The sequence below is a fragment of the Natronotalea proteinilytica genome, from assembly GCF_055379935.1.
Window position 1 is genome coordinate 262,408 of record NZ_AP043947.1, and the last position, 21,445, is coordinate 283,852.

A 21,445-nucleotide genomic window follows, 5' to 3' on the forward strand; every position below is an offset into this window, starting at 1 on the left:
AGGCTGTATAACAAGCATCCGCCTGTTTCTGCCTACTCTTTCGATTGTTACCTGCATCCATGCCAACCATGCCCCCCGAATCGGCCTCGGTATCCCCCTCGTCTTCCGATGCGAGCGCTGGAGTAGACTTATCGACTAATGTGTACAACAGCCCGCGTGAGCAGGCTGTGAAGTATGGGTTGGGGCTGTGTGCGCTGCTCACCGTTGTTACCACGTTGGGCATTGTTGGCATTCTGCTGTATGAATCCTTCGGGTTCTTTGTACAGGTGCCCCTACTCGACTTTCTAACCGGGACCGAATGGCGTTTTGCAGGTACGGATCCGTCGTTTGGGGTGCTTCCGTTGGTTGGAGGAACGTTGTTGATTACGGCGATTGCAGCGGCTGTGGCCATGCCCATTGGGCTGGCCAGCGCGGTGTATATTTCTGAGTATGCATCGCCCCGAGCGCGTCGCTGGCTTAAGCCAAGCCTGGAAGTGCTTGCGGGTGTTCCTACAGTCGTCTATGGATTCTTTGCGCTTACGTTTGTGTCGGGGGTAGTGCTGCAAGGCATCGACTCTACGCTTCCTCCGCTCAATGCCTTAAGTGCGGGGCTTGTTGTAGGGGTGATGATTATTCCCATGGTTGCATCTGTCAGCGAAGACGCTATCCAGGCGGTCCCCGATTCGCTTGCCGCTGGCGCCTACGCACTGGGCGCAACCAAGTTTGAGGTCGTTGTTCGTGTTATCGTGCCCGCTGCACTCAGTGGCATCATTGCCAGCTTCATCCTTGCGCTAAGCCGAGCGATTGGCGAGACCATGATTGTGGCGATTGCCGCGGGGGCCACAGCCAACCTCACAGCCAACCCGCTCGAATCGATTCAAACCATGACTGGATTTATTGTGCAGGTGGCAAAAGGGGACATCGATCAGGGGACGGTAAGCTATCAAAGCCTCTTTGCTGTTGGGTTGTTGTTGTACCTGATTACGCTGGGCATGAATCTCATTGCTAACTGGATTATTCGTCAGTATCGCGAGAACTACTAAATGGAGTCCCCTTCCTTTCACCCCCAACTGGACAAACGACGGCGGTATGGCCGCATCATGGCGGGTGTGCTGTTTCTGTGCACCATCCTTGGACTGCTTGTACTGGCTACGCTCATCATTGACGTGGTGACGACCGGTGCAGGGTGGCTCAGTCGGTCGTTCCTAACAGGCTACCCCAGTGCAACGCCCGAAGGCTCTGGAATCTGGCCGGCGCTCATTGGATCGCTGTATCTGATGGGGGTCGTTGCTGTAACGGCGGTACCTCTGGGCGTAGGCACGGCGTTGTACCTCGAAGAATATGCCGAAGCAGGACCATTTAAACGCGTGATTCAGGTCAACATCACCAACCTGGCCGGCGTGCCGTCGGTCGTGTATGGCATTTTAGGGCTGGGCGTGTTTGTGTATCTGTTTTCGATGGGAAGTAGCCTGCTGGCAGCGGGCCTTACGCTCTCGCTTCTAATCCTGCCCATTATCGTCATCAGCAGCCAAGAAGCGCTTCGCTCTATTCCACAAGGCGTGCGGCAAAGCGCATTTGCGCTGGGGGCCACTCGTTCGCAGGTCATCTGGCACCATCTGATCCCGATGGCACTGCCAGGCATTCTCACAGGGATTATTTTGTCGCTAAGCCGGGCGGTGGGCGAGACCGCGCCGCTCGTACTGGTAGGGGCTGCCCTTGCCATCAACTTCACACCCGCCCATGTGCTCGACGACTTTACCGCGTTGCCCATGCTCGTTTTTCAATGGACCGAAGAGCCTGGGGCTGCATTCCAAGAACTGGCGGCGGCGGCTATCATTGTGCTGCTCGCTTTCTTGCTGCTGATGAACCTGTCGGCGATTCTGCTACGCAACTACTTTGAGGACCAGCTTGCAGGATAGTTCTTTGCAAGATGGATCTTGCTATTGTGGCCAGTACGAGCTGGCTTCGTATTTTGCCTTACCGGATGCTTGACAACTATGACCGATCTTGACTCATCGTCTCACGCCGATGCTTCAGCTTTTGAAGACGCTGCGCCTGATCGCGCAGCTACGCCGGGCTCCCCTAACGGACAGGCGCCCGACCCGGAACAGGCCGCCCGTCGCGTACCAGAAGCGGCACAGGAACCGGTCCCCGAAACTAAAATCCGGGTGAGCGACCTTAACTTCTGGTATGGCGATACTCACGCGCTGCAAGGGATCTCGATGGACATCAAGGCCAATCGGGTTACCGCGTTCATCGGGCCATCGGGATGTGGAAAGAGCACACTTATCCGTTGCTTCAACCGCATGAACGAACTCATTCCCGAGACAACGCTCAAGGGGAATGTGCACGTAGATGGGCAAGACATCTACCAGGCCGACCCGGTCATGGTGCGGCGTCGTATTGGCATGGTATTTCAGAAGCCTAATCCATTTCCCAAAACCATCTACAAAAATGTGATTTGGGGCGCACGCATTAATGGCTATACCGGCGATGAAGACGCCCTGGTCGAGCGATGCCTGCGTCAGGCTGCTCTCTGGAATGAGGTGAAAGACCGCCTACATACCAGTGCTTACGGACTTAGTGGAGGGCAGCAACAGCGTCTGTGTATTGCACGGGCCCTCGCTGTAGAGCCCGACATCTTGCTAATGGATGAGCCAACCAGCGCACTTGACCCGGTAGCCACCGGCAAGTTTGAGGATACCATCAGCGAACTGCGTCAAGATTACACCATTGTGGTCGTTACACACAGCATGCAGCAAGCATCACGTGTGAGCGACACCACCGTCTTCCTGTACATGGGGCGTCTCATAGAAATGGGGCCGACCGAACAGGTCTTCACGCGTCCGCAGAAAGAGCGCACCGAAGCATATGTAACCGGCCGATTTGGCTGATCCGATTTGGTCTTTTCTATCCATTGTGTCTGACCTATGCCTGCTTCCTCCGAAAGCCCATCGCAGCTAGACCACGAGCTCAATACGCTTCGTGGTCACCTGCTTGACATGGCGCAACTCGTTGACGAGCAGCTCGCCGACGCCGTAAACGCGTTGGTGCAAAGCGATGCCGAACTGGGCGAACAGGTGGCTGCACGCGACCATGAAATCGATGCGATGGAGCTGGCCATTGACCGCCACTGCGAGCGGATCTTGGCCCTTCATACGCCGGTGGCTGCCGACTTACGCATGCTCATCATGGCCGTGAAGACCAACACAGATCTCGAACGCATCGGCGATCATTGTCGCAACCTGGCTCGTTACGTTCGGCCTCTTTCTGAATGGCCCGACTTAATCGAGCAAACGACCATTCCCCAAATGGCAGACCTGGCGCGCGATATGCTACGCCAGGCCGAGCAGTCTTTTCTTGAAAAAGATCGCGTTCACGCACGTCAGGTTATTGCACGCGACCATCAGGTCAATCGCCTTCATGCGCAGAACCTGACGGACTTGATTGCACAGCTTAGCACGCATCCAGATCGCGCCGAAGCCTTGTCCTACTTGATTACGACCAGCAAGGCCATTGAGCGTATCTCCGACCATGCGAAGAACATTGCGCAAGGCGTTGTTTTTCTGGTCGAGGGGACCGACATCCGCCATCAGCGCCTTTCGTCTTCCGAGCGATCGGTCTCAGAGTCGTCCAATAACGACGATACTTAAACGCTACACATCGTCATCTGAGTCATGTACACGCATCAGCCCCTCTTGGGCTACTGAGGCGACCAATGTACCCGTTTGCGTAAACACCTCTCCCCGTACATAGCCCCGCGCGCCATCTGCTACAGGGCTTTCGGTACGATACAACAGCCATTCATTGATCGAAAACGGTCGGTGAAACCACAACGCATGGTCGAGCGACGCCATTTGCAGATTCGGCTGTACAAATGAACGCCCATGTGGGCGCAGGGCCGTGCTTAGCAATCCATAATCCGAGACATACGCAAATACTGCTTGATGCAAGAGTTGAGCCTCTGGTAGCGTACCCGTTACGCGTACCCATGCATGATGTACGGGGTCAGTAGGCTGTGGGTTGAATGGATCTACAGGCTTGACGGGGCGCACTTCGATCGGACGAGCTTGTGTGTACTGTTTGCGTAGCGGAGCCGGAATACGATCAGCGATTTGGCGCAACAGCTCTACCTCCGAGGTGAGGGCGTCGGGGGGTGGTACATCAGGCATGTCATGCTGATGGGCATCGCCCGGCTCAGGCGTATGAAACGACACCGCCATGTTGAAAATAGCCCGTCCGTGCTGAATAGCTACAATGCGGCGCGTGGTGAACGAGGAGCCGTCGCGCAGCCGATCCACCTCGTATACAATCGGATGGTGCACATCCCCCGCCAAGATAAAGTATCCGTGCATAGAGTGGGCTACCCGTGTGGGGTCATCGACTGTCCGTTGCGCGGCCACAAGCGATTGCGCCAACGCCTGTCCGCCAAACACGCTTCCCGAGCCAATGTCGTAGTTCGTCCCCCGAAAAATATTATGCTCGATCCGCTCTAAATCGATAAGCGAACGTAAGTTATCAAGAGTAAACGCCATGATATCAGATTGATGAAGGAAGGGGACTATGCTGGAAGGTAGATCGTGCCCAAAGAGGTGGCCGCTCGGGCTCCTGTCACAGCAGGCAAGCTCGTCGATGCGTCGCGCGTGCGCTCATACGCCAAAACAGCCATACAAATGGCCTCCTTCATATCCGGATTGATGCCCACCGTTTCGGTTGAGGCAACCGGAATAGGCGAAAACGAACGGCGAAGGGCATTCATGAGCGCTGTATTGCGCAGTCCACCGCCACTCACCAAAACCCGGTCGGCAGGCGTATTTGGACGGACGAATTGCGCATAGGCCTGATAGATCGAGGCTGCAGTGAGGAGAACGGATGTGGCCAAGGCATCTTCCCGAGAACCATCTAGGTCCTGCACGCGCTCCCACAGTTTTTCCGCATAGTCGGCTCCAAACATGGTACGTCCAGTGGAGCGGGGCGGAGGTTGCTGGAAAAAGGGGGCGTCGAGCAGGTCGGCCACTAGACCCGGGTGGGCGGTGCCCTGTTGAGCATAGCGACCGTTCGGATCATAGGGTTGGTCGAAAAGGCGTTGCATGAGCGCATCCGACACCATGTTGGCCGGACCGGTGTCGAAGGCGCGGACGGTATCGGGAGACGCGCCAGCGGGTACAATAGTGACGTTTGCAATACCCCCGAGATTGAGCATGAGCCGAGACTCATCCGATGCCCCAAGCACCATGTAATCAAGATACGGTACAATAGGGGCGCCTTGTCCACCCAGTGCCATGTCGGCCGTGCGAAAGTCGCCCACCACCGGGATGCCAAGCTCGGTAGCCATCATACCGGGATGCCCCAGTTGCACCGACCCTGTTGCCGGAGCGCCAGCACAACGAGCAGGCTCAGGGCGATGGGCTACCGTTTGTCCGTGTACGCCCACTAAGTGAACATCTTCAAACGGAATGGAGGCCTGCTCTACGAGCGCCCGTACGGCGTCTGCGTAGAGATGGGCTAGCCGCGTAGGAAGCCGGGCGAGCATATCCAGCGAAATCGATTCGTCGATGCTTACAGTGTGCAGTATGTCGTGCAGAACATCAGGGTATGGATGCTCATGAGAGGCGAGAGGGACAAGATCAAGATCCTTCTGTGTGCCCGAAAGGCGAACGAGAACAGCATCAATGCCGTCAAACGAAGTGCCGCTCATCACACCCACAACATGACATGGAGAGGGAAGAGCGTTGGTGGCGAGTGGGCGCAAAGGGCGTGTCATGACAGAGAAGCAGTATGTGAAAACGATAAATCGCAACCGAGACGGTACGAATCGGGCAGCGTGTTTCGTTGCGCAAGAACGAGGTTGCACCGTTTAGCTGTGCCAAACGATACGCTCAAATGGAACGTTCGGTACCGGATGCTGTAACGGAAACGCAAAGATGCATTACGCATCGGGCTATGCTACACACCCCATTGTCTACCGCGCACCTATCTACGCTTTCTGTGAATACGTTTCGTCTTGCTTGTTGCACCTTAGGTGTACTATTCGTAGCAATATGGATTGCAGGTCCTGCTGCAGCGCAGAGCTTAGATCGTCTGCAGGAGACAGAAACCAGCGTTTCATACTTTTACTATGCACGCCCGGGTGACGCTACTGTGCAGGTGTCGGTGTGGGGGACAATTGGCGGTACGGGCATTTACGAGATTCCAGAAGACACCAAACTCGACAAGCTGCTTACAATGGCGGGCGGAGCCCCTATTGATGCACGGCAGCGCGGGCAAGACCCCGATGATATTCAAATTAAGCTGTACCGCACCAATGATGATGGCGAGCGCGAGATCATTTACGATGCGCCGCTAGAACGCTTGATTGAAGACACCACCTACCCGGTGTTGCAAGACGACGACATTATGATTGTTGAGTTAGAACGTGCACGTACACCGCTACGGTTTCGGGATATATTAGGTGTCGCTAGCAGCTTGGCAAGCCTAACGCTTTTGGGAATCCGCTTATGGGATGCTTTTTAGCAGCTTCGCTAAAGACAGTAGCACAGCGGCTGTTAAAGTGCTGGGGGGAGTTGCATTCCTCACCCCGCTTTGTACCATGAGTGGCCCGCGGCTCGTCTTGCTCAAAGCGTCTTGTCGCTATTGCCTCTTGCAATGAAAGATTCGCCAAGGTACGTTCCTTCGGTTGCTTTACGCGTTTAGAAAACCTGTTCCACCACCTACGCATTGTATTCCTTCTGGTAACCGTACCAAAGGATTCAAAAGCTATTGCATGCCATTGGGGCATTCCAGTTTGTAAAGAAGAGATCCCTATTTTAAGGACGTATCACACTTATCATTGAAAAGCAAGACAGCTACTGAGAGATGTTCTATGCATTCAGCATGGCTGAGCATTCTGATAGAACATCAATTGACAGAGCATCGTAATTCTGGACGTACAGTTTGTGCGGCCGGCGTGCCGTTCGTGTAGAAAGCCCTTTATGACCTATGGCCTCTCCTTCCTTACCGCCCCAAAATGGACATAATGGGACCGATGGTGCATCACGCAGTCCGTGGCCAGCCCAGGGGCAGCTTTATGATGATGCATACGGGCAAGAGACCGGGGCTTCTCAACTCCGTGAACTGCTTGCCACGCTATGGGGGTACAAGTGGTTTATCCTTGCCGTGTTCGCCGTTGTCGTAGCTGCATCAGCGGTGTACACATACACTCTCCCGCAGCAGTACCAAACCTCCAGTTTGGTGCTGATCAAGCCTGACGACCCAACGGTGATGGCCACCCGAACGGGATCGCGTCTGATGGGGGATCGCTCCATTGCTAATCAACTCTTTGTGCTCCGCCAGTCTGATGAGCTGGCTAGTCGTGTTGCGGAACGCATGATGGCTGACTATCCCGAAGGCGAAGAAGCGGGACCGCCGGTCATGTACGCAGGCGAGGGCGAGCAGCGGGAACGCATCTCCGAGCAACAACTCGCTAGGCGCCTTACAGGGCGAATCAGTGCGAGCTCAGGAGGTGAAGAAATCGATGCTATCCGTCTGGCTACGACCAGTACCAACCCGCAAGAAGCCGCGCTGATTGTAAACCTGTTTTCAGAGGAGTACATCGAGTATTCGCGGGAACAGAGCCGGCAAAGCGTGCAAGCATCGTTTGATTTCTTAGAGCGACAGTCAGAAACACTGGAAGAGGAAATTGCGGAAGCCGAGCAGCGCGTGGTTGATTTCATGCGCGAGGAAGAGGCTGTGGCGCTTGATCAAGAAACCAGCAGCACCGTTTCGCGCATCACCAGCCTGGAAACCGAACGGGCACAACTCGCAATTGAGCTGGATATGCATGAGTCGCGGCTCAGTGCGCAACAAGACAATGTGGATGTCATAGAGCCGCAGTTAGCCGAGCGACTTGCTTCCGATATTGACGACAACTTGGCTCGTGCTCAAGAGCAGCGCAGCGAGCTTAAAACACAGCGCGAGCGTTTCACAGAACGCAATCCAGGAGTTGTAGCCAACCCGCAGGGCGGACGCTTAGAGCGTGAGCTGGCTCGCATTGAAGACCGCATCGCATCGCTCGACGAGCGCATTGATGAAATGGCCGGCACGTACGTTGATCAGGCGCTAGCTGCTGGAGGGGCTGGTCCTGGTGAAAGTAGTGGACGAGGTGTAGAATACGTTGCCCAACAACGCGAACAACTGGTGCGCCAGCGCATCGAGGTTAGCGGTATCGAAGCCCGGATGGCAAATATCGATAACCAGCTTCAAGAGTACCGAGCCCGCCTGCAAGAACTCCCTGCGCAATCGCTTCAGTTAGCTCGCCTACAGCGTGATCGGCGCTCGGCCGAGAATGTGTACAACTACGTGCAACAGCAAATGCAGGAAACACGCATGACGCTGGAGTCGGAGATGGGGAACGCCGAAGTAGTCCGCTTTGCAGGCGTCCCGTCCAATCCAATCTCGCCCGACCCGGAGCGCAATCTCATGCTGGCTGCTCTGCTAGGACTTGCGCTGGGCGGCGGACTGGTTATCATCTGGGAAATGATGGACACGCGTGTGCGGCAGCCGGAAGACATTCGCGAAACCGGTGAACATCTGTTAGGCGTCATTCCCTCCATGAAGCCCATCATCGATCGCGACTTTGACGGAGCCGACACCATTACCATTGATGGACGCGAGGTGCCCACAACTCTCCCCATGCTGGTAAGTCCCATGTCGGCAGTGGCAGAGGCCTACCGCCGTCTTCGCACCAACCTTCGATTTGCGCGACCCGACAACGAAGTGCGCACCGTCGCGGTAACCAGTGCAAGCAAGGGCGAGGGCAAAACGACTACGGCAACCAACTTAGCGTTGGCGCTTGCAAGTGCCGGGCAAGACACGCTCTTGATTGACGCCGACTTGCGTCGTCCGTATCTGCACAATCTCTTTGACACCACCGACGCCCCTTCATTGGTCGACGTGCTCTACGATGGACCTCCCGATCCAGCCACACTGGCTACCTCAGTCGATCATTTGCACGTCATTCCAGGTGGCGATACCGTCCCGAATCCGTCTGAGCTATTGGGCTCCCATCGCATGGAAACCCTGCTCAATGACATGAACGAGCAGTTCGACTATGTTGTGGTCGATACTGCACCGGTGCTTCTCTTTAGCGATGCCATGGCGCTTTCGCCCTACTGCGAAGGCGTAATGATGGTTGCGGCAGCGGGTGAAACTGACAGCCGCGCGCTCGACCATGCCCTAAGCCAGCTTCGTGATGTCGAAGCGCCCCTCATTGGATGCGTACTTAACAACTACAGCGCTGAAAATAGCGGAAGCCGGTATGCCTACAACTATGATAACTATGGGTACGCACAGGGCCTAAAAAGTCTCACCGAATACTACAACGAAGACACATCAAGCCGTAAGAGCCGGTTGCAACAGTGGCTAGGACGCTAACGGGTACAGGGCAGAGCCTAACCCCGCATTGGTACCGCCACCAACGATTCATGGAATCCCGGTGGAACCAGATCAGCCGGGTTGCACCTCTTGTTTGTGCACACCTATCTTAAGAGGGCTTTCCTGATCTCTGAATCCGGCCCTCTGTCTGTATGATGCGCTCTCTGCTACTCACGCTCGTGCTTTGCTGTCTGGTAAGCACAGCCACCGCCCAGGAAAACGACGAATGGGATGTCAACACCGCGCTAGAGCCCGACCGCTCCGTCTCCTTTACCGCGGATGAAGGCACCTGGATGAACGTGGATGTGCACCCGGAGGGCGACGAAATTGTCTTCGACCTGCTGGGCGATATCTACACGCTGCCCATAGAAGGCGGCACAGCCACGCGCCTGACCAGCGGCCTTAACATGACCATCCAACCTCGCTACAGTCCCGAGGGGAACCGCATCGCGTTTACCAGCGACCAGAGCGGAGGCGACAACATCTGGACGATGGACCGGTCCGGCAACGACCACCAGCAGGTCACCGATGAGTCGTTCCGCTTGCTCAACAATCCCGTCTGGACGCCCGATGGCGAGTACATCGTAGCGCGCAAGCACTTCACGTCCACCCGATCGCTTGGTGCGGGCGAGATGTGGATGTACCACCGAGCAGGCGGCACAGCAGGCCTCCAACTCACTGAGCGCCGCACCGATCAAAAAGATGCAGGCGAACCCGTTTTGTCTCCAGACGGACGCTACCTTTACTGGAGCGAAGACATCACTCCTGGCGGGACGTTCGAGTACGACAAAGATCCCAACAGCGTCATCTACGGCATCCGCCAGTTGGATCGCGAAACCGGGGAGATCGAAACACTGATTAGCGGTCGCGGCAGCGCCCTTGGCCCACAGGTATCCCCCGATGGCGACTACATCTCGTTCGTGCGGCGCGTACGTAACGAAAGCGTGCTGTTCCTCTACGACCTAGAAACCGGCGCCGAAACGCCGATCTTTGACGGCCTCACCCGCGATCAACAAGAAACATGGGCCATCTTCGGACCCTACCCCAGCTACTCCTGGCATCCCAACGGCGAAGAGATCGTAATCTACGGCGAAGGTCAACTGCACCGCGTCGATGTAGACACCGGCGAATCGAGCGTCATTCCGTTCGAGGCAGAGGTCGAGCAGGAACTGGCCGAACCCGTCCACTTCCAACAAGACGTGCCCGACGACACCTTTCGCGCCCGCATGTTGCGCGACGGCATCACCTCGCCCGATGGCGAAACGCTCGTATTTCACGCCGCTGGGCACCTCTACCGGATGGGTCTGCCCGACGGCACCCCCACCCGTCTCACTGACAATGACCATTTCGAATACAGCCCCGCGTTTAGCCCCGACGGAGAACGCATCGTCTATACCACCTGGGGCGACGACGACTACGGAACGGTCCGCACCATTCGTGTGGATGGGTCGAACCCGCAGATCCTCGTAGACACCCCCGGCTACTATCACACCCCCCAGTTTGCGCCCGATGGTGAAACTGTGGTCTACCAGCGTGCAAGTGGGAACAGCCTCATCGGCACCCTCCATAGTACAGAAACCGGCCTTTACACCGTCAGCCCGGGCGAAGAACCGACACTCATCACCGAAAACGGCAGCGAACCCCGCTTTACTGCAGATGGCAACCGCATCTACTATATGACCGGTGGCGGACTCAGCAAGGCGTACCACAGTGTCGATCTTAATGGTGCCAATGAGCGCACTCACTTCACCATGCGCGATGTGAGCACGGTGGTGCCCTCTCCAGATGGCAACTGGGTTGCTTTTCAAGAACTGTTTCATGTGTATGTGGCCCCGTTTCCCAAGACCGGTGGGTCGCTGGAGCTTACCAAAGACATGCGGGGTGTGCCCGTTGCACAAGTTACCGAAAACGCAGGAAACTACCTGCACTGGTCCGGCGATAGCGACCAGCTGCACTGGATGATTGGTCCCGAGCATCACACGCTCTCGCTCGAAGACGCCTTTGCGTTTTTGAGTGATGACGAAGAGGTCGATCCCGTCGCCTCCACCGAGGTGGCCGAGGTTGATCTAACCCTTCCTGTAGACCGCCCCAGTGGACAGGTGGCCTTCACCAATGCACGCATCATTACCATGAACGATGACGATGAAGTCATCGAAAGTGGCACGCTTGTAGTGGAGGGAGACCGCATCGTCGATGTGGGCCCATCTGGTGAAGTAGCGCTTCCCACCAATGTTCATGTCGTTGATGCTGAAGGGCAGACCCTCATGCCCGGTATGATTGATGCCCATGCCCACGAAGGGCACTTCTTTGGCGGTATTATGCCTCAGCGAAACTGGTACTACCACGCGAACCTGGCATTTGGCATTACCACCATCCACGATCCCTCGGCCAACACCGAGAACGTGTTTAACCAGGCCGAGATGGTGCGCGCTGGACATTCAACCGGGCCGCGCGTGTTCTCCACCGGACGCATTCTGTACGGGGCCGATGGCGACTTCCGGGCTGAAATTGACAACCTCGACGATGCGCGTTTCCACTTGAATCGGTTACAGGCTGTGGGCGCATTCTCCGTCAAAAGCTACAATCAGCCGCGTCGCGACCAGCGTCAACAGGTGCTGCAGGCGGCCCGCGAAATGGAAATGCACGTGTATCCCGAAGGTGGATCAACGTTCTTCCATAACATGAACATGATCCAAGACGGCCATACCGGCATTGAACATAACATTCCGGTCGCCCCGCTCTACAGTGACATGCTTCAGATGTGGGAGGCCACCAATGTAGGTTATACGCCCACACTGGTCGTAAGCTACGGCGGCTATCGGGGCGAGCACTACTTCTTCCACCACGATAACGTGTGGGAGAACGACCGCTTGCTGACTTTCGTGCCCCGTCCCATGGTCGATGAGCGCTCGCGCCGCCGTACCATTGTGCCCGAAGAAGAGTACTTCCACTTCGAAACGGCCGCTGCAACCAAAGACATTTACGACATTAACCAGACCGTTCAGGTTGGCGGACACGGACAGATGCAAGGCATCGCGCCTCACTGGGAGCTCTGGATGTTTGAGCAGGGCGGCATGACGCCGCATGAAGCGCTACGTAGCGCCACCATGCACGGGGCTACCTACTTGGGCATGGATCATGAACTTGGATCCCTCGAAGCCGGCAAACGAGCCGACCTGCTTGTCCTCGACGAAAATCCGCTTGACGACATCCGTAACAGCGAGGAGATCGATCTTGTCATGAAGAACGGGCGGCTCTACGACGCCGAAACCATGGACGAGGTCGGTAATCATCCCCAAGAGCGAGGTCCGCTCTACTTTGAACGTGAAGGCGAGACCGATCGCATGATTTGGGACGACGACTTCGCTCCGCAGCAATGCGTATGCGATGCACATAGCCATCCTCATGCGGCCCACTGATTGATTTCCAGAGCCGCTTATATAATGCGCCGGCAGGCTATTCAGGCTTGTCGGCGTTTTTTTTGGTAGTGGATAGACGCTAAATGATAAGGTGGTTGGAGACCGCACTAGTCTATGCACACAACTCGAGATGGTGATAATCGTTGATCACGGGTTGCAATCTGGACTTGTTGTTGACTGTTGTTGACGGGATCATCAACGTATTGGCCAGAACGAGGGACGGCGCCCGCGGAGCCTCGTGCGGCCGGTGCCTTTTCTGGATCCTGGATCGCGCTCGCCGGCTTGCTTTCCTGTCCTGAACTCGATTCAGGATCTGGATGACGTTCAAGGGGTGGCGTTGGAGTTGAAAGGGGGCCTTCGTCTTCGGCACCGCCCCCCGATACGTCATCCTGAACTTGATTCAGGATCCATTCCCCCGACTATTCCCCCGAGAAGACGCCCAGATGGGTTCTTGTTGTAGGAGCCAACAGTCTCTCATTGAACGGGCGGTGGAGACAACTAACTTTAAATAAACAACATAGCGAAGAAAAAATTATGTGCAAGGACTAGTTGGCTAAGGGGGAGAAACCCGACACGAGCCCGGAGGGCGACTGATGGAGCGAAGCGGAATAAGGGAGAGGGGGTTTGAGCGAGTCGTGATGATGTAGACCACTTAACATCTTACCGCTACCGTTTTTTAATTGAGTGGGATTCAATACGATCTCGCGAACTTGGGGTATTCGCATATGGCAGAGATGCAAATCGTTTCCGATGCAAGCGGGTGTTGTATGGGGCTCGCGTGAACTGCGGTATGTCAATTATGAAGAACGTGGCAACTCATAAAATGTGTGTTACCTTCGTTGCGAGTTGAGCGGCACCACATACACGCCATAATTCTACAAAAAGCGCCGGCATAGCAGCTTGCAATCCACCGTTGGCGTGTGTTTTGCAGGCTGAGACGCGTGGCGTTCCCACACGCACTGCGTATAAGTTCGGCCGTACGGATTACCCCCACCCGTACGTTTGCTTGCGTAGATGATGTTCGGCTGGCGCCTGCGCTAGAGGACTATTGCTTTTTAAGATTGGGTCCCCTCCCACATGTTTGCATCGCATTCTGTATCTCCGGAAGAGGCCAAGGCCCCCAAACGGGTCGCACTCTTTGCAGGAGCATACAACCACATTGCTGATGGCGTGTCGTTAACGCTTAACCGGCTGGTGGCCCACCTAACGAATCAGCCTGATACCGCTGTTCGTGTGTTCGCCCCAACGGTTGAATCGCCCGCACTAAACCATGCCGGTACAATGTGCCCCATCCCCTCTGTGGCGGCCCCGGGGCGTCCCGATTATCGGATTTCGCTTGGGCTCTCTGCAGAAGCGAAGCACGTGATCGATGCATTCGACCCCACTATTTTTCACATCGCCACGCCTGATGTGCTAGGGCTGCACGCCCTTCACACAGCGCAGCGCCGAGAACGTCCGGTTGTGGCGTCATATCATACGCACTTTAGTTCGTACCTGAAATACTACGGACTCACCACGCTGGAGCCCGTGCTCTGGGCTTATCTGCGCTACTTCTACACGCGTTGTAAGCACATCTATGTGCCCTCCTCAGCCATGGCTGATATTCTGCGGGCCCACGGCATTACCAAAGGTTTGCGTCCGTGGGAGCGCGGCATTAACGCCGAGCGCTTTCATCCGCGTCATCGAAGTATGGAGTGGCGCCGCGCCCAGGGCATTGAGGACGACGAAGTGGTCATTTCGTTTGTGAGTCGGCTCGTGTTGGAAAAAGGGCTGCCCCTGTTACCACGCATCCAGAAAGCGCTGGAACAGCGTGGATGCACCGCCCGGTGGCTTATCGTAGGCGATGGGCCGGCTCGTCAGGATCTCGAAGCAGAGCTGAGTGGGGCGTGCTTCACGGGGTTCTTGGAAGGTTCAGAGCTGGCAACAGCTTATGCAAGCAGCGATCTCTTTGTGTTTCCAAGCGATACGGAGACCTTCGGAAACGTCACCCTGGAAGCCATGGCCTCAGGCGTGCCAACCGTATGCGCCGATGCCGTGGGAAGCCGCGACCTGGTCAACGATGGCACCACCGGCTTCTTATGCCCGCCTGCTGATGTACACGCATTTGCCAACGCCCTTGCCACGTTGATTGTACAACCCGACAAACGCACTGCAATGGGCCATGCTGCCCACAATCGTGCGCAGTCATACACCTGGACTACGTTGCTGAAGCGAATGGATACGTACTACGATAACGTACTATCCGGAGAGAGGGATGAGCCTGCCAATGCGGCGCCTCAAACTGCTTCTCCTTCAGCAGTCTCGCATCCTGCCTAACTATCTGTATTGATATCGTGCATCTGTTGTACGTTTCCCATTCGCTGCCTCCTAAAAATCGCCCTATGGCGAATGTAGGGGGGATGCAACGCGTTTCGCTAAAGTTGCACGAGGCGCTGCAAGCGCGCTCGGCGCCTCCCTATGTGGATTCGGTATTGCTGCGCAGCTCGTGGCGGTGGACGCCCTATAAGGTGCCCTTCTTTTTGGGGAAGGCCGCGTGGCGCATCCGCCAGGCCGTTCGGCAAAACAAAGCGGATGTGGTGCTCTTTTCGTCAATGGTGACGGCCTCGCTGGCGGTACCATTGCGCGGCTTCTTTGACCGCCACAACGTGAAAGTGGCAACCATTGCCCACGGGTTAGATGTGACGCTCGACACATCGATCTATCAGTGGTTCGTGCCGCGCGTGTTTGATGCGCTGGATGCTGTTCTTCCCGTAAGCCGCGCCACAGGCGACGCTTGCATTGCACGCGGTATGCCAACTGAGCAGGTGCATGTCGTGCCCAACGGCATTGATCTAGACCGGTACGAGCCGCCTCAAGACAGGTCTACGATGCGTCAAACATTAGAGCACGCACTGGGCGCTCCTAACGACCCACTGCCCGATGATGCACTACTTCTCTGCAGCGTGGGACGCCAAGTGAAGCGAAAGGGGTTTGCATGGTTCGTGCGCGAGGTCATGCCTACGCTGCCCGATAATGTGCACTACTGGCTTGCTGGAAATGGCCCTGAGAACGACACCATTCAGCGTGCTATCGACCGGCATCAATTGGGAGACCGTGTGCGACTGCTTGGGCGGATTTCAAACCGCGATTTGGCTCGTTTGTACCGAGGCTCTGATCTGTTCATCATGCCTAACGTGCCCGTAGAGGGCGATATGGAGGGCTTTGGCGTGGTGATGCTTGAGGCCGGGCAGTGTGGATGCCCTTCCATTGCCGCACGTCTTGAAGGAATCCAAGACGTGATCACCGAAGGCGAGAATGGCCATCTGGTATCCAGCGAACATCCAGCAGCATTTCGCGACGCAGTGATGCAGTACTATAGACAGCCCGAAAAGCTACGTCTGGCTTCAGCACGTGCTGTGCATCATACCGAAGCTACGTTTGGATGGACCGCGGTGGCCGAGCAATACGTGTCGGTCCTTAGCAAACTGGCTGCTCCTGTGCTGGCTCCTGGCGATACGCTGCCCAGCGATCATGTTGAGGTAGATGTCAACGAGCCCATGGCTACCTCTTCATGATAAAACGGTTAGGTTTGTGAGCAAAGGAAACGAACAACCCTCCATCGTTAGAGGATCAATCGCGTCAGAGATCGGAGTGGGAGTTCCTACCCGAGTTTGACAGCGGCAAGCCCCCGCCTTTTACAGGTGTGAATGCTTCTCATTTGTCGGGAGAGAAGTCAACGTGAGGCATGAACCGTATACGAGGAGGGGCATAAGAAAGAAAACACCGGGCTGTATACAAGATCCGTTAGGGCCTATCAGTCTGTGCGTTCATTCATCCTCCGCATTGTACGCTGCTTTCATGTCTCGATTAAACCTTACCCGTGAACTTGCAGAACTTCGCCACCTACTTCTCACCATGTCTGACATCGTGGCGGAGCAGTTTACCGATAGTGTAGAGGCTCTGCTCAACGGCGACCGCGAGGCCGCACAGGCTGTCATTGCGCGCGACGATGAAGTGGACGCCCTCGAACTGCAAATCGATCGGCAATGCGAGCGTATTCTTGCTCTGTATCAGCCTGTTGCTATCGACTTGCGCTTGCTCATTGTGGTTGTGAAAATCAACACTGATCTAGAGCGTATGGGCGATCACTGCCGCAATTTGGCACGAAATACGGACCATGTATACGATGCGCCCGAGGTCATTGAACATACTAAGTTTGAGGCATTGGCAGAAGCCTGCAATACCATGCTTACTGAAGCGCGCCGCTCGTTTCTAGAGCGCGATCCAACGTTGGCTCAGCAAGTGCCCTCGTTCGACGAGCGTGTGAATGAGTTGCATCATGAAAACTTTCAGATGTTGGTCGATTACTGCAAAACCCATCCTGAACAGGCCGATCCAGCAGCACATCTCATTGCAGCCAGCAAGGCCATTGAACGGGTGGGCGATCATGCTAAAAATATCGCCAAGTGTGTCATTTTCATGCTTGAAGGCGAGGACGTACGCCATGCTGCGGTACGGGCCCGCCAAGACGAAGATACTGACCAAGACAACAATGGCGCGCTGTAGCTCCCTGCCATGTGGTAAAGCCGCAGGCGTCTATAGCGGAACAGGCGCGTTACCATAAGCAGCCTGTTCTATCGTTGCAATTAGCTGCTCGGCTCCCTGCTCAACCCACTGACGGTAGGCATTGGAAGAGGCCTCATAGCGTTGGGCAAACGCCCATAGGGCTGAACAGTCAAATGTGTTCGAACGAATACCCGCACCGGCGCGCACTGTGTCGTAAGCGTTGCAACGGTGTTCGTAGTGGCTCTGTACAGGAACGGCCTGCACCGGCGTATTCAGGTACATCGCCTCGGCCACCGATTCAAATCCAGCCGTCGTAATAAGGCCTCGTGCAGCGGCCAAGCCCTTCACAAAGTGCCGTTGGCTAATCGGATAGATGGTTAAGGTGTCGTCAACGTGTTCGGGGCGCGTTATGCCAGGGCGGCTCCAAAAGCAACGAAGCGGCACGTCTGGATGCGCTTGGTGCCAGTGCATCACGTCGCGAGCATACCCGGCGTTCATAAGGTACACTTGTAAATGGCCGTGTGGGGGAGACCAAGGCGTCTGCGTGCGAACAATTGGGCGTAACAGGGGGGGATGCACACGCAGCGTTTCGTGGCTGGGGGCTGGATACAGTGACAAGGCAATGCGCACCACCGCTTCATATCCAGTAAACCATGTAAACGACCGTGCCGCCTGCCGCTGTAGCCATTGACCGGGCGGAAACCGGTAGTTGGGATGTAAAAACATGTACTGATGGGCCACAGCTACTACGGGCACCGAGAGTGATCGGCGCTGGGCCAGCAGGCTTACGGCAGGCTCAAAAAAGTTGATGATGACATCGGGGCGTGTTGTGTCAATCGTAGCCTGTAGCAAATCGAGTGTAGATGTGCGCTGCGCAAAGCGGCAAAGCGCATGCATCACCGTGGCAACCGGCCGTACGCTACGCCGATGCCGATCCATGACGATTGACAGGCTCTCAATAGGCGTTAATGGTGCACGGAACTGCTCCACAAAAAAAGATGGCCATTGTGACGTGCCATTGTGGCTGATGACCCCTCCTACCACCTCGTGACCGGCTTCATGCAAGTCTGCCTGTAATGCCAACGCCTGGGTGAGGTGCCCGCGTCCTTCGCCTTGAATAACAAACAGAACACGCATAATACAAGCTGTAACCAATTGGGAGCGTCGTGTGGTGGAATACAAAACCCATACGGAGCGTATCCGGCACCTATGTGTTTTTTAGTTGCCTTTCGTAACGCAGCCGCACCATTCCGAAACCCGCATGCGGTGGGCTCGTTGGGACTCCGATTTGAATGGGGACGAATTGGCTGCTGTGGCAGATTCAAAAGGCAACACGTACTTAATTTTGTTTGCGCTCTGGCTGATGATGTTCTCGGCCAGCAGCCAGGTAATTATTGTTACCCCTATCCTCCCTGAGATTAGCGAAACGCTGGAGATTGGGGAGTTCTGGCAAGGTATTCTGCTGGGCTCCTATGCGTTCGCCCTTGGCATATCGGCTGTGATTACGGGCCCGATCTCTGATCGGATTGGGCGTCGGCGTATCTTGCTCATCGGGTCGGCGCTTATGGCGGTTGCGCTTGCGCTGCACACCGTTGCCGCCGACTTTACACTGCTGCTCATTATGCGTACGCTTGCAGGCGTGGGGGGCGGTATCTTGAGTGGCGGTTCAGTGGCTTACATCGGCGATTACTTTCCGTATGACCGGCGCGGATGGGCCAACGGTTGGGTGATGAGCGGGACGGCCTTCGGGCAAATTGCGGGCATCCCCATCGGTAAAGTGCTTGCTACAGCGTTTGGCTATCGCTGGCCCTTCTTGATGTTTGCCATTACGATGGGGCTGGCAACAATTCTCATCTGGTTTGTGCTCCCTGCTGTTAACGAATACCTCGACCCCAAACGACTGACCATACGGCGCATGGTCAGTAAGTACCGTCGGCTTATACGCCGCTCCGAAATTGTGGCGGCGGTGGCTACATACTTTCTCATGTTTTTGGGCATCGGGCTGTTTGCATCGTTTCTTCCTACCTGGCTCGAAGTGGAAATTGGCATCTCGGGCTTTCAAATTGCGCTCCTGTTTGCCATTGGCGGCATGGGCAACATCATTGCTGCTCCCGTCGCCGGGCATGTCTCTGACACAATTGGACGCAAGCCGCTGGTCATCTTTTCGTGCCTGGGGCTCAGCGTGCTCATTCTCATCGCTCCGTACACCATCGACGGATTTGCAATGGCCGCCTTCCTTTTCTTCCTGGCTATGGTAACGGTGGGCATTCGCATCAGTCCTCTGCAAGCGCTCATGACCGCTCTTGTGAAGGACGCTCGCCGCGGGTTGTTGATGGGGCTGGCCGTGGGGCTGGGGCAGGTTGGGTTTGGCGTGGGTAGCTTCATTGCAGGCATCACCTACGGACCGTATGGATACGTCAGTAATACGGTGATGGGCGCAGCGGCTATTCTCCTCATGGCAGCCATCGTGAAATGGGGACTGCCTGAACCCGACCTGAACCAAGATCGCCCCGAACAAGCCACCACATCGCCTGCGTCCTCCACATCAGATGGCACGTCGGAGGCAGCTACCATTTCCCCCTCTTCAACGAGCCCCTCGGCTCCGAACAAGACGAACCCCTAGCAAACCGACTGTAACGCCTGCTTCCGAGCATGCACGTAGCTAGGCCGGTCGTTACTCGTTCTGTATAGCAGGGCCGGCTTCGTTTCGTTATCCCCAATATATAGCTCGTATTATGGCTACCTTGTATGATTTACTCGTTGTCGGTTCAGGCGGTGGCGGTTCGGTTGCCGCGCGACGGTGCAAAAAAGCAGGGTGGTCCGTCGCACAAATCGATAACCGCCCGTTTGGAGGCACCTGCGCCCAGCGAGGATGCGATCCGAAGAAGGTATTGGTGGGGGCTGCCCACACAGTCGATCAGGCGGCCCGGCTTACAGGACACGGTATCAGTGCGCCACCTCAGATCGATTGGGAGGCGCTTATCGAGTTCAAGCGCACCTTCACAGAGCCCGTGTCAGCGGCCCGAGAGCGCTCGCTCGAAAAGGCTGGGATTGACGCGTATCACGGGACGGCTTCGTTTGTGGATGAGCAAACATTGCGTGTCAACGATACCTTGTTGCGAGGCAGCCATATTTTGATCGCCACAGGGATGCGTCCGGCGCCGCTTCCTTTTGAAGGGGCTGATCTGCTTGTTACGAGCGATGAGTTTATGGAGCTATCCGCTCTGCCCGACCAGATCCTGTTTGTGGGGGGCGGATACATCTCGTTTGAGTTTGCCCACGTGGCGCATCGAGCTGGAGCCGAGGTGCGCATTGTACAGCGCGAATCCCATGCGCTCCCGGCGTTCGACCCGGATGTGACCGATCGGTTTGTGGAGGCGTCGCGTGAGCAGGGCTTGCACATCCATCTGAATACAGATGCAACGCGCATCACGAAGCACAAGGGGCGCTATCGGGTCGAGACGCAGCAGGCTGATGGGAGCACGGCGACCTACGAAGCGGACTTGGTGGTGCACGGAGCGGGACGCGTGCCTAACGTGGAGGCGCTAAACCTGAAAGCGGGCAATGTGGCGGTTGAGCGTGGAGGCATTACGGTGAACGAGTACTTGCAAAGTCCGACCAACCCACGGGTGTATGCGGCGGGTGATGTGGCGGCGACCGATGGGTTGCCGCTGACGCCTCTCTCAGGACAAGAATCGCATGCGGTGGCGGACAATCTGCTCAACGACACAAAGCGCAAAATGACCTATGGCCTGCAGCCCAGTGCTGCGTTTACGCATCCGCCTGTGGCTATGGTGGGCCTTTCGGAGGCCGAGGCTGAAACCGAAGGACGAGCGGTGCGCATCGTTGAGCATGATGTGAGCGGCTGGTACAGCTACCGCCGGATCCAAGCCGATGCTGCCTACACCAAAGTTGTTGTCGATGCCGACACGGATGCTATTGTTGGAGCCCATCTTTTGGGCGAGCAGGCGCCGGAGCTTATCAACCTGTTTACCCTGGCCATTCGTCACAACATGACGCCCGCCGACGTGAAAGACACGACATTTGCGTATCCCACCCACGGCTCGGATATGCAGTATATGGTGCAGTAA

The 21,445-nt window shown here is 56.1% G+C and carries 15 protein-coding genes; 12 read left to right on the plus strand and 3 right to left on the minus strand.

Annotated features, from left to right (window positions below; genetic code table 11):
• The first annotated feature begins 59 nt into the window (after positions 1-59).
• From pstC to phoU (ACZ5AL_RS01360), 4 genes are all read left to right on the plus strand, one after another.
• Positions 60-1,022 (plus strand): phosphate ABC transporter permease subunit PstC, encoded by a 963-nt coding sequence (gene pstC, locus ACZ5AL_RS01345; protein ID WP_464511665.1) that lies wholly within the window; start codon positions 60-62, stop codon positions 1,020-1,022.
• Positions 1,023-1,898: a phosphate ABC transporter permease PstA gene (gene pstA / locus ACZ5AL_RS01350; RefSeq protein WP_464511666.1), complete on the plus strand. Its 876-nt coding sequence runs from the start codon at positions 1,023-1,025 to the stop codon at positions 1,896-1,898.
• Positions 1,899-1,976: 78 nt separating this feature from the next.
• Complete coding sequence (gene pstB, locus ACZ5AL_RS01355; protein WP_464511668.1) at positions 1,977-2,873, plus strand: phosphate ABC transporter ATP-binding protein PstB; 897 nt, start codon at positions 1,977-1,979, stop codon at positions 2,871-2,873.
• A 36-nt stretch (positions 2,874-2,909) separates the two neighbouring features.
• Positions 2,910-3,632 carry a phosphate signaling complex protein PhoU gene (gene phoU, locus ACZ5AL_RS01360; protein WP_464511669.1) on the plus strand — a complete coding sequence of 241 codons (723 nt, stop codon included), beginning with the start codon at positions 2,910-2,912 and terminating at the stop codon, positions 3,630-3,632.
• A 3-nt stretch (positions 3,633-3,635) separates the two neighbouring features.
• On the opposite strand, the gene ACZ5AL_RS01365 is transcribed toward phoU (ACZ5AL_RS01360), so the two are convergent.
• Together ACZ5AL_RS01365 and ACZ5AL_RS01370 are read right to left on the minus strand one after the other, a co-directional pair.
• The gene (locus tag ACZ5AL_RS01365; RefSeq protein WP_464511670.1) at positions 3,636-4,514 is read right to left on the minus strand and encodes an acyl-CoA thioesterase domain-containing protein; all 879 of its coding nucleotides are present in this window, start codon (positions 4,512-4,514) and stop codon (positions 3,636-3,638) included.
• A 26-nt stretch (positions 4,515-4,540) separates the two neighbouring features.
• Entirely contained in the window at positions 4,541-5,743 is a 1,203-nt protein-coding gene (locus ACZ5AL_RS01370; RefSeq protein WP_464511672.1) for an anhydro-N-acetylmuramic acid kinase, read from the minus strand.
• A gap of 179 nt (positions 5,744-5,922) precedes the next feature.
• On the opposite strand from ACZ5AL_RS01370, the gene ACZ5AL_RS01375 reads away from it, so the two are divergent.
• From ACZ5AL_RS01375 to phoU (ACZ5AL_RS01400), 6 genes are all read left to right on the plus strand, one after another.
• Positions 5,923-6,492, plus strand: a complete 570-nt coding sequence (locus ACZ5AL_RS01375) for a polysaccharide biosynthesis/export family protein (RefSeq protein WP_464511673.1) — start codon at positions 5,923-5,925, stop codon at positions 6,490-6,492.
• A 465-nt stretch (positions 6,493-6,957) separates the two neighbouring features.
• Complete coding sequence (locus ACZ5AL_RS01380) at positions 6,958-9,390, plus strand: GumC family protein (RefSeq protein ID WP_464511674.1); 2,433 nt, start codon at positions 6,958-6,960, stop codon at positions 9,388-9,390.
• Positions 9,391-9,542: 152 nt separating this feature from the next.
• Positions 9,543-12,809: an amidohydrolase family protein gene (locus ACZ5AL_RS01385; protein WP_464511675.1), complete on the plus strand. Its 3,267-nt coding sequence runs from the start codon at positions 9,543-9,545 to the stop codon at positions 12,807-12,809.
• A gap of 1,077 nt (positions 12,810-13,886) precedes the next feature.
• Positions 13,887-15,125 carry a glycosyltransferase family 4 protein gene (locus tag ACZ5AL_RS01390; protein ID WP_464511677.1) on the plus strand — a complete coding sequence of 413 codons (1,239 nt, stop codon included), beginning with the start codon at positions 13,887-13,889 and terminating at the stop codon, positions 15,123-15,125.
• Between the two features lie 65 nt (positions 15,126-15,190).
• Entirely contained in the window at positions 15,191-16,363 is a 1,173-nt protein-coding gene (locus ACZ5AL_RS01395) for a glycosyltransferase family 4 protein (protein ID WP_464511678.1), read from the plus strand.
• 283 nt (positions 16,364-16,646) lie between these two features.
• Positions 16,647-17,354, plus strand: a complete 708-nt coding sequence (gene phoU, locus ACZ5AL_RS01400; protein ID WP_464511680.1) for a phosphate signaling complex protein PhoU — start codon at positions 16,647-16,649, stop codon at positions 17,352-17,354.
• 30 nt (positions 17,355-17,384) lie between these two features.
• Here phoU (ACZ5AL_RS01400) and ACZ5AL_RS01405 read toward each other — a convergent pair whose 3' ends face one another.
• Complete coding sequence (locus ACZ5AL_RS01405; protein ID WP_464511681.1) at positions 17,385-18,491, minus strand: glycosyltransferase family protein; 1,107 nt, start codon at positions 18,489-18,491, stop codon at positions 17,385-17,387.
• A 175-nt stretch (positions 18,492-18,666) separates the two neighbouring features.
• On the opposite strand from ACZ5AL_RS01405, the gene ACZ5AL_RS01410 reads away from it, so the two are divergent.
• Complete coding sequence (locus ACZ5AL_RS01410) at positions 18,667-19,977, plus strand: MFS transporter (protein ID WP_464511682.1); 1,311 nt, start codon at positions 18,667-18,669, stop codon at positions 19,975-19,977.
• Positions 19,978-20,089: 112 nt separating this feature from the next.
• Positions 20,090-21,445 carry a dihydrolipoyl dehydrogenase family protein gene (locus ACZ5AL_RS01415; protein WP_464511684.1) on the plus strand — a complete coding sequence of 452 codons (1,356 nt, stop codon included), beginning with the start codon at positions 20,090-20,092 and terminating at the stop codon, positions 21,443-21,445.

What these genes read in the sequence shown, in the direction of transcription:
- pstC (WP_464511665.1), top strand. Translation starts at nt 60, where the DNA reads ATGCCAACCATGCCCCCCGAATCGGCCTCGGTATCCCCCTCGTCTTCC.
- pstA (WP_464511666.1), top strand. Translation starts at nt 1,023, where the DNA reads ATGGAGTCCCCTTCCTTTCACCCCCAACTGGACAAACGACGGCGGTAT.
- pstB (WP_464511668.1), top strand. Translation starts at nt 1,977, where the DNA reads ATGACCGATCTTGACTCATCGTCTCACGCCGATGCTTCAGCTTTTGAA.
- phoU (WP_464511669.1), top strand. Translation starts at nt 2,910, where the DNA reads ATGCCTGCTTCCTCCGAAAGCCCATCGCAGCTAGACCACGAGCTCAAT.
- ACZ5AL_RS01365 (WP_464511670.1), bottom strand. Translation starts at nt 4,514, where the DNA reads ATGGCGTTTACTCTTGATAACTTACGTTCGCTTATCGATTTAGAGCGG.
- ACZ5AL_RS01370 (WP_464511672.1), bottom strand. Translation starts at nt 5,743, where the DNA reads ATGACACGCCCTTTGCGCCCACTCGCCACCAACGCTCTTCCCTCTCCA.
- ACZ5AL_RS01375 (WP_464511673.1), top strand. Translation starts at nt 5,923, where the DNA reads ATGCTACACACCCCATTGTCTACCGCGCACCTATCTACGCTTTCTGTG.
- ACZ5AL_RS01380 (WP_464511674.1), top strand. Translation starts at nt 6,958, where the DNA reads ATGGCCTCTCCTTCCTTACCGCCCCAAAATGGACATAATGGGACCGAT.
- ACZ5AL_RS01385 (WP_464511675.1), top strand. Translation starts at nt 9,543, where the DNA reads ATGATGCGCTCTCTGCTACTCACGCTCGTGCTTTGCTGTCTGGTAAGC.
- ACZ5AL_RS01390 (WP_464511677.1), top strand. Translation starts at nt 13,887, where the DNA reads ATGTTTGCATCGCATTCTGTATCTCCGGAAGAGGCCAAGGCCCCCAAA.
- ACZ5AL_RS01395 (WP_464511678.1), top strand. Translation starts at nt 15,191, where the DNA reads ATGGCGAATGTAGGGGGGATGCAACGCGTTTCGCTAAAGTTGCACGAG.
- phoU (WP_464511680.1), top strand. Translation starts at nt 16,647, where the DNA reads ATGTCTCGATTAAACCTTACCCGTGAACTTGCAGAACTTCGCCACCTA.
- ACZ5AL_RS01405 (WP_464511681.1), bottom strand. Translation starts at nt 18,491, where the DNA reads ATGCGTGTTCTGTTTGTTATTCAAGGCGAAGGACGCGGGCACCTCACC.
- ACZ5AL_RS01415 (WP_464511684.1), top strand. Translation starts at nt 20,090, where the DNA reads ATGGCTACCTTGTATGATTTACTCGTTGTCGGTTCAGGCGGTGGCGGT.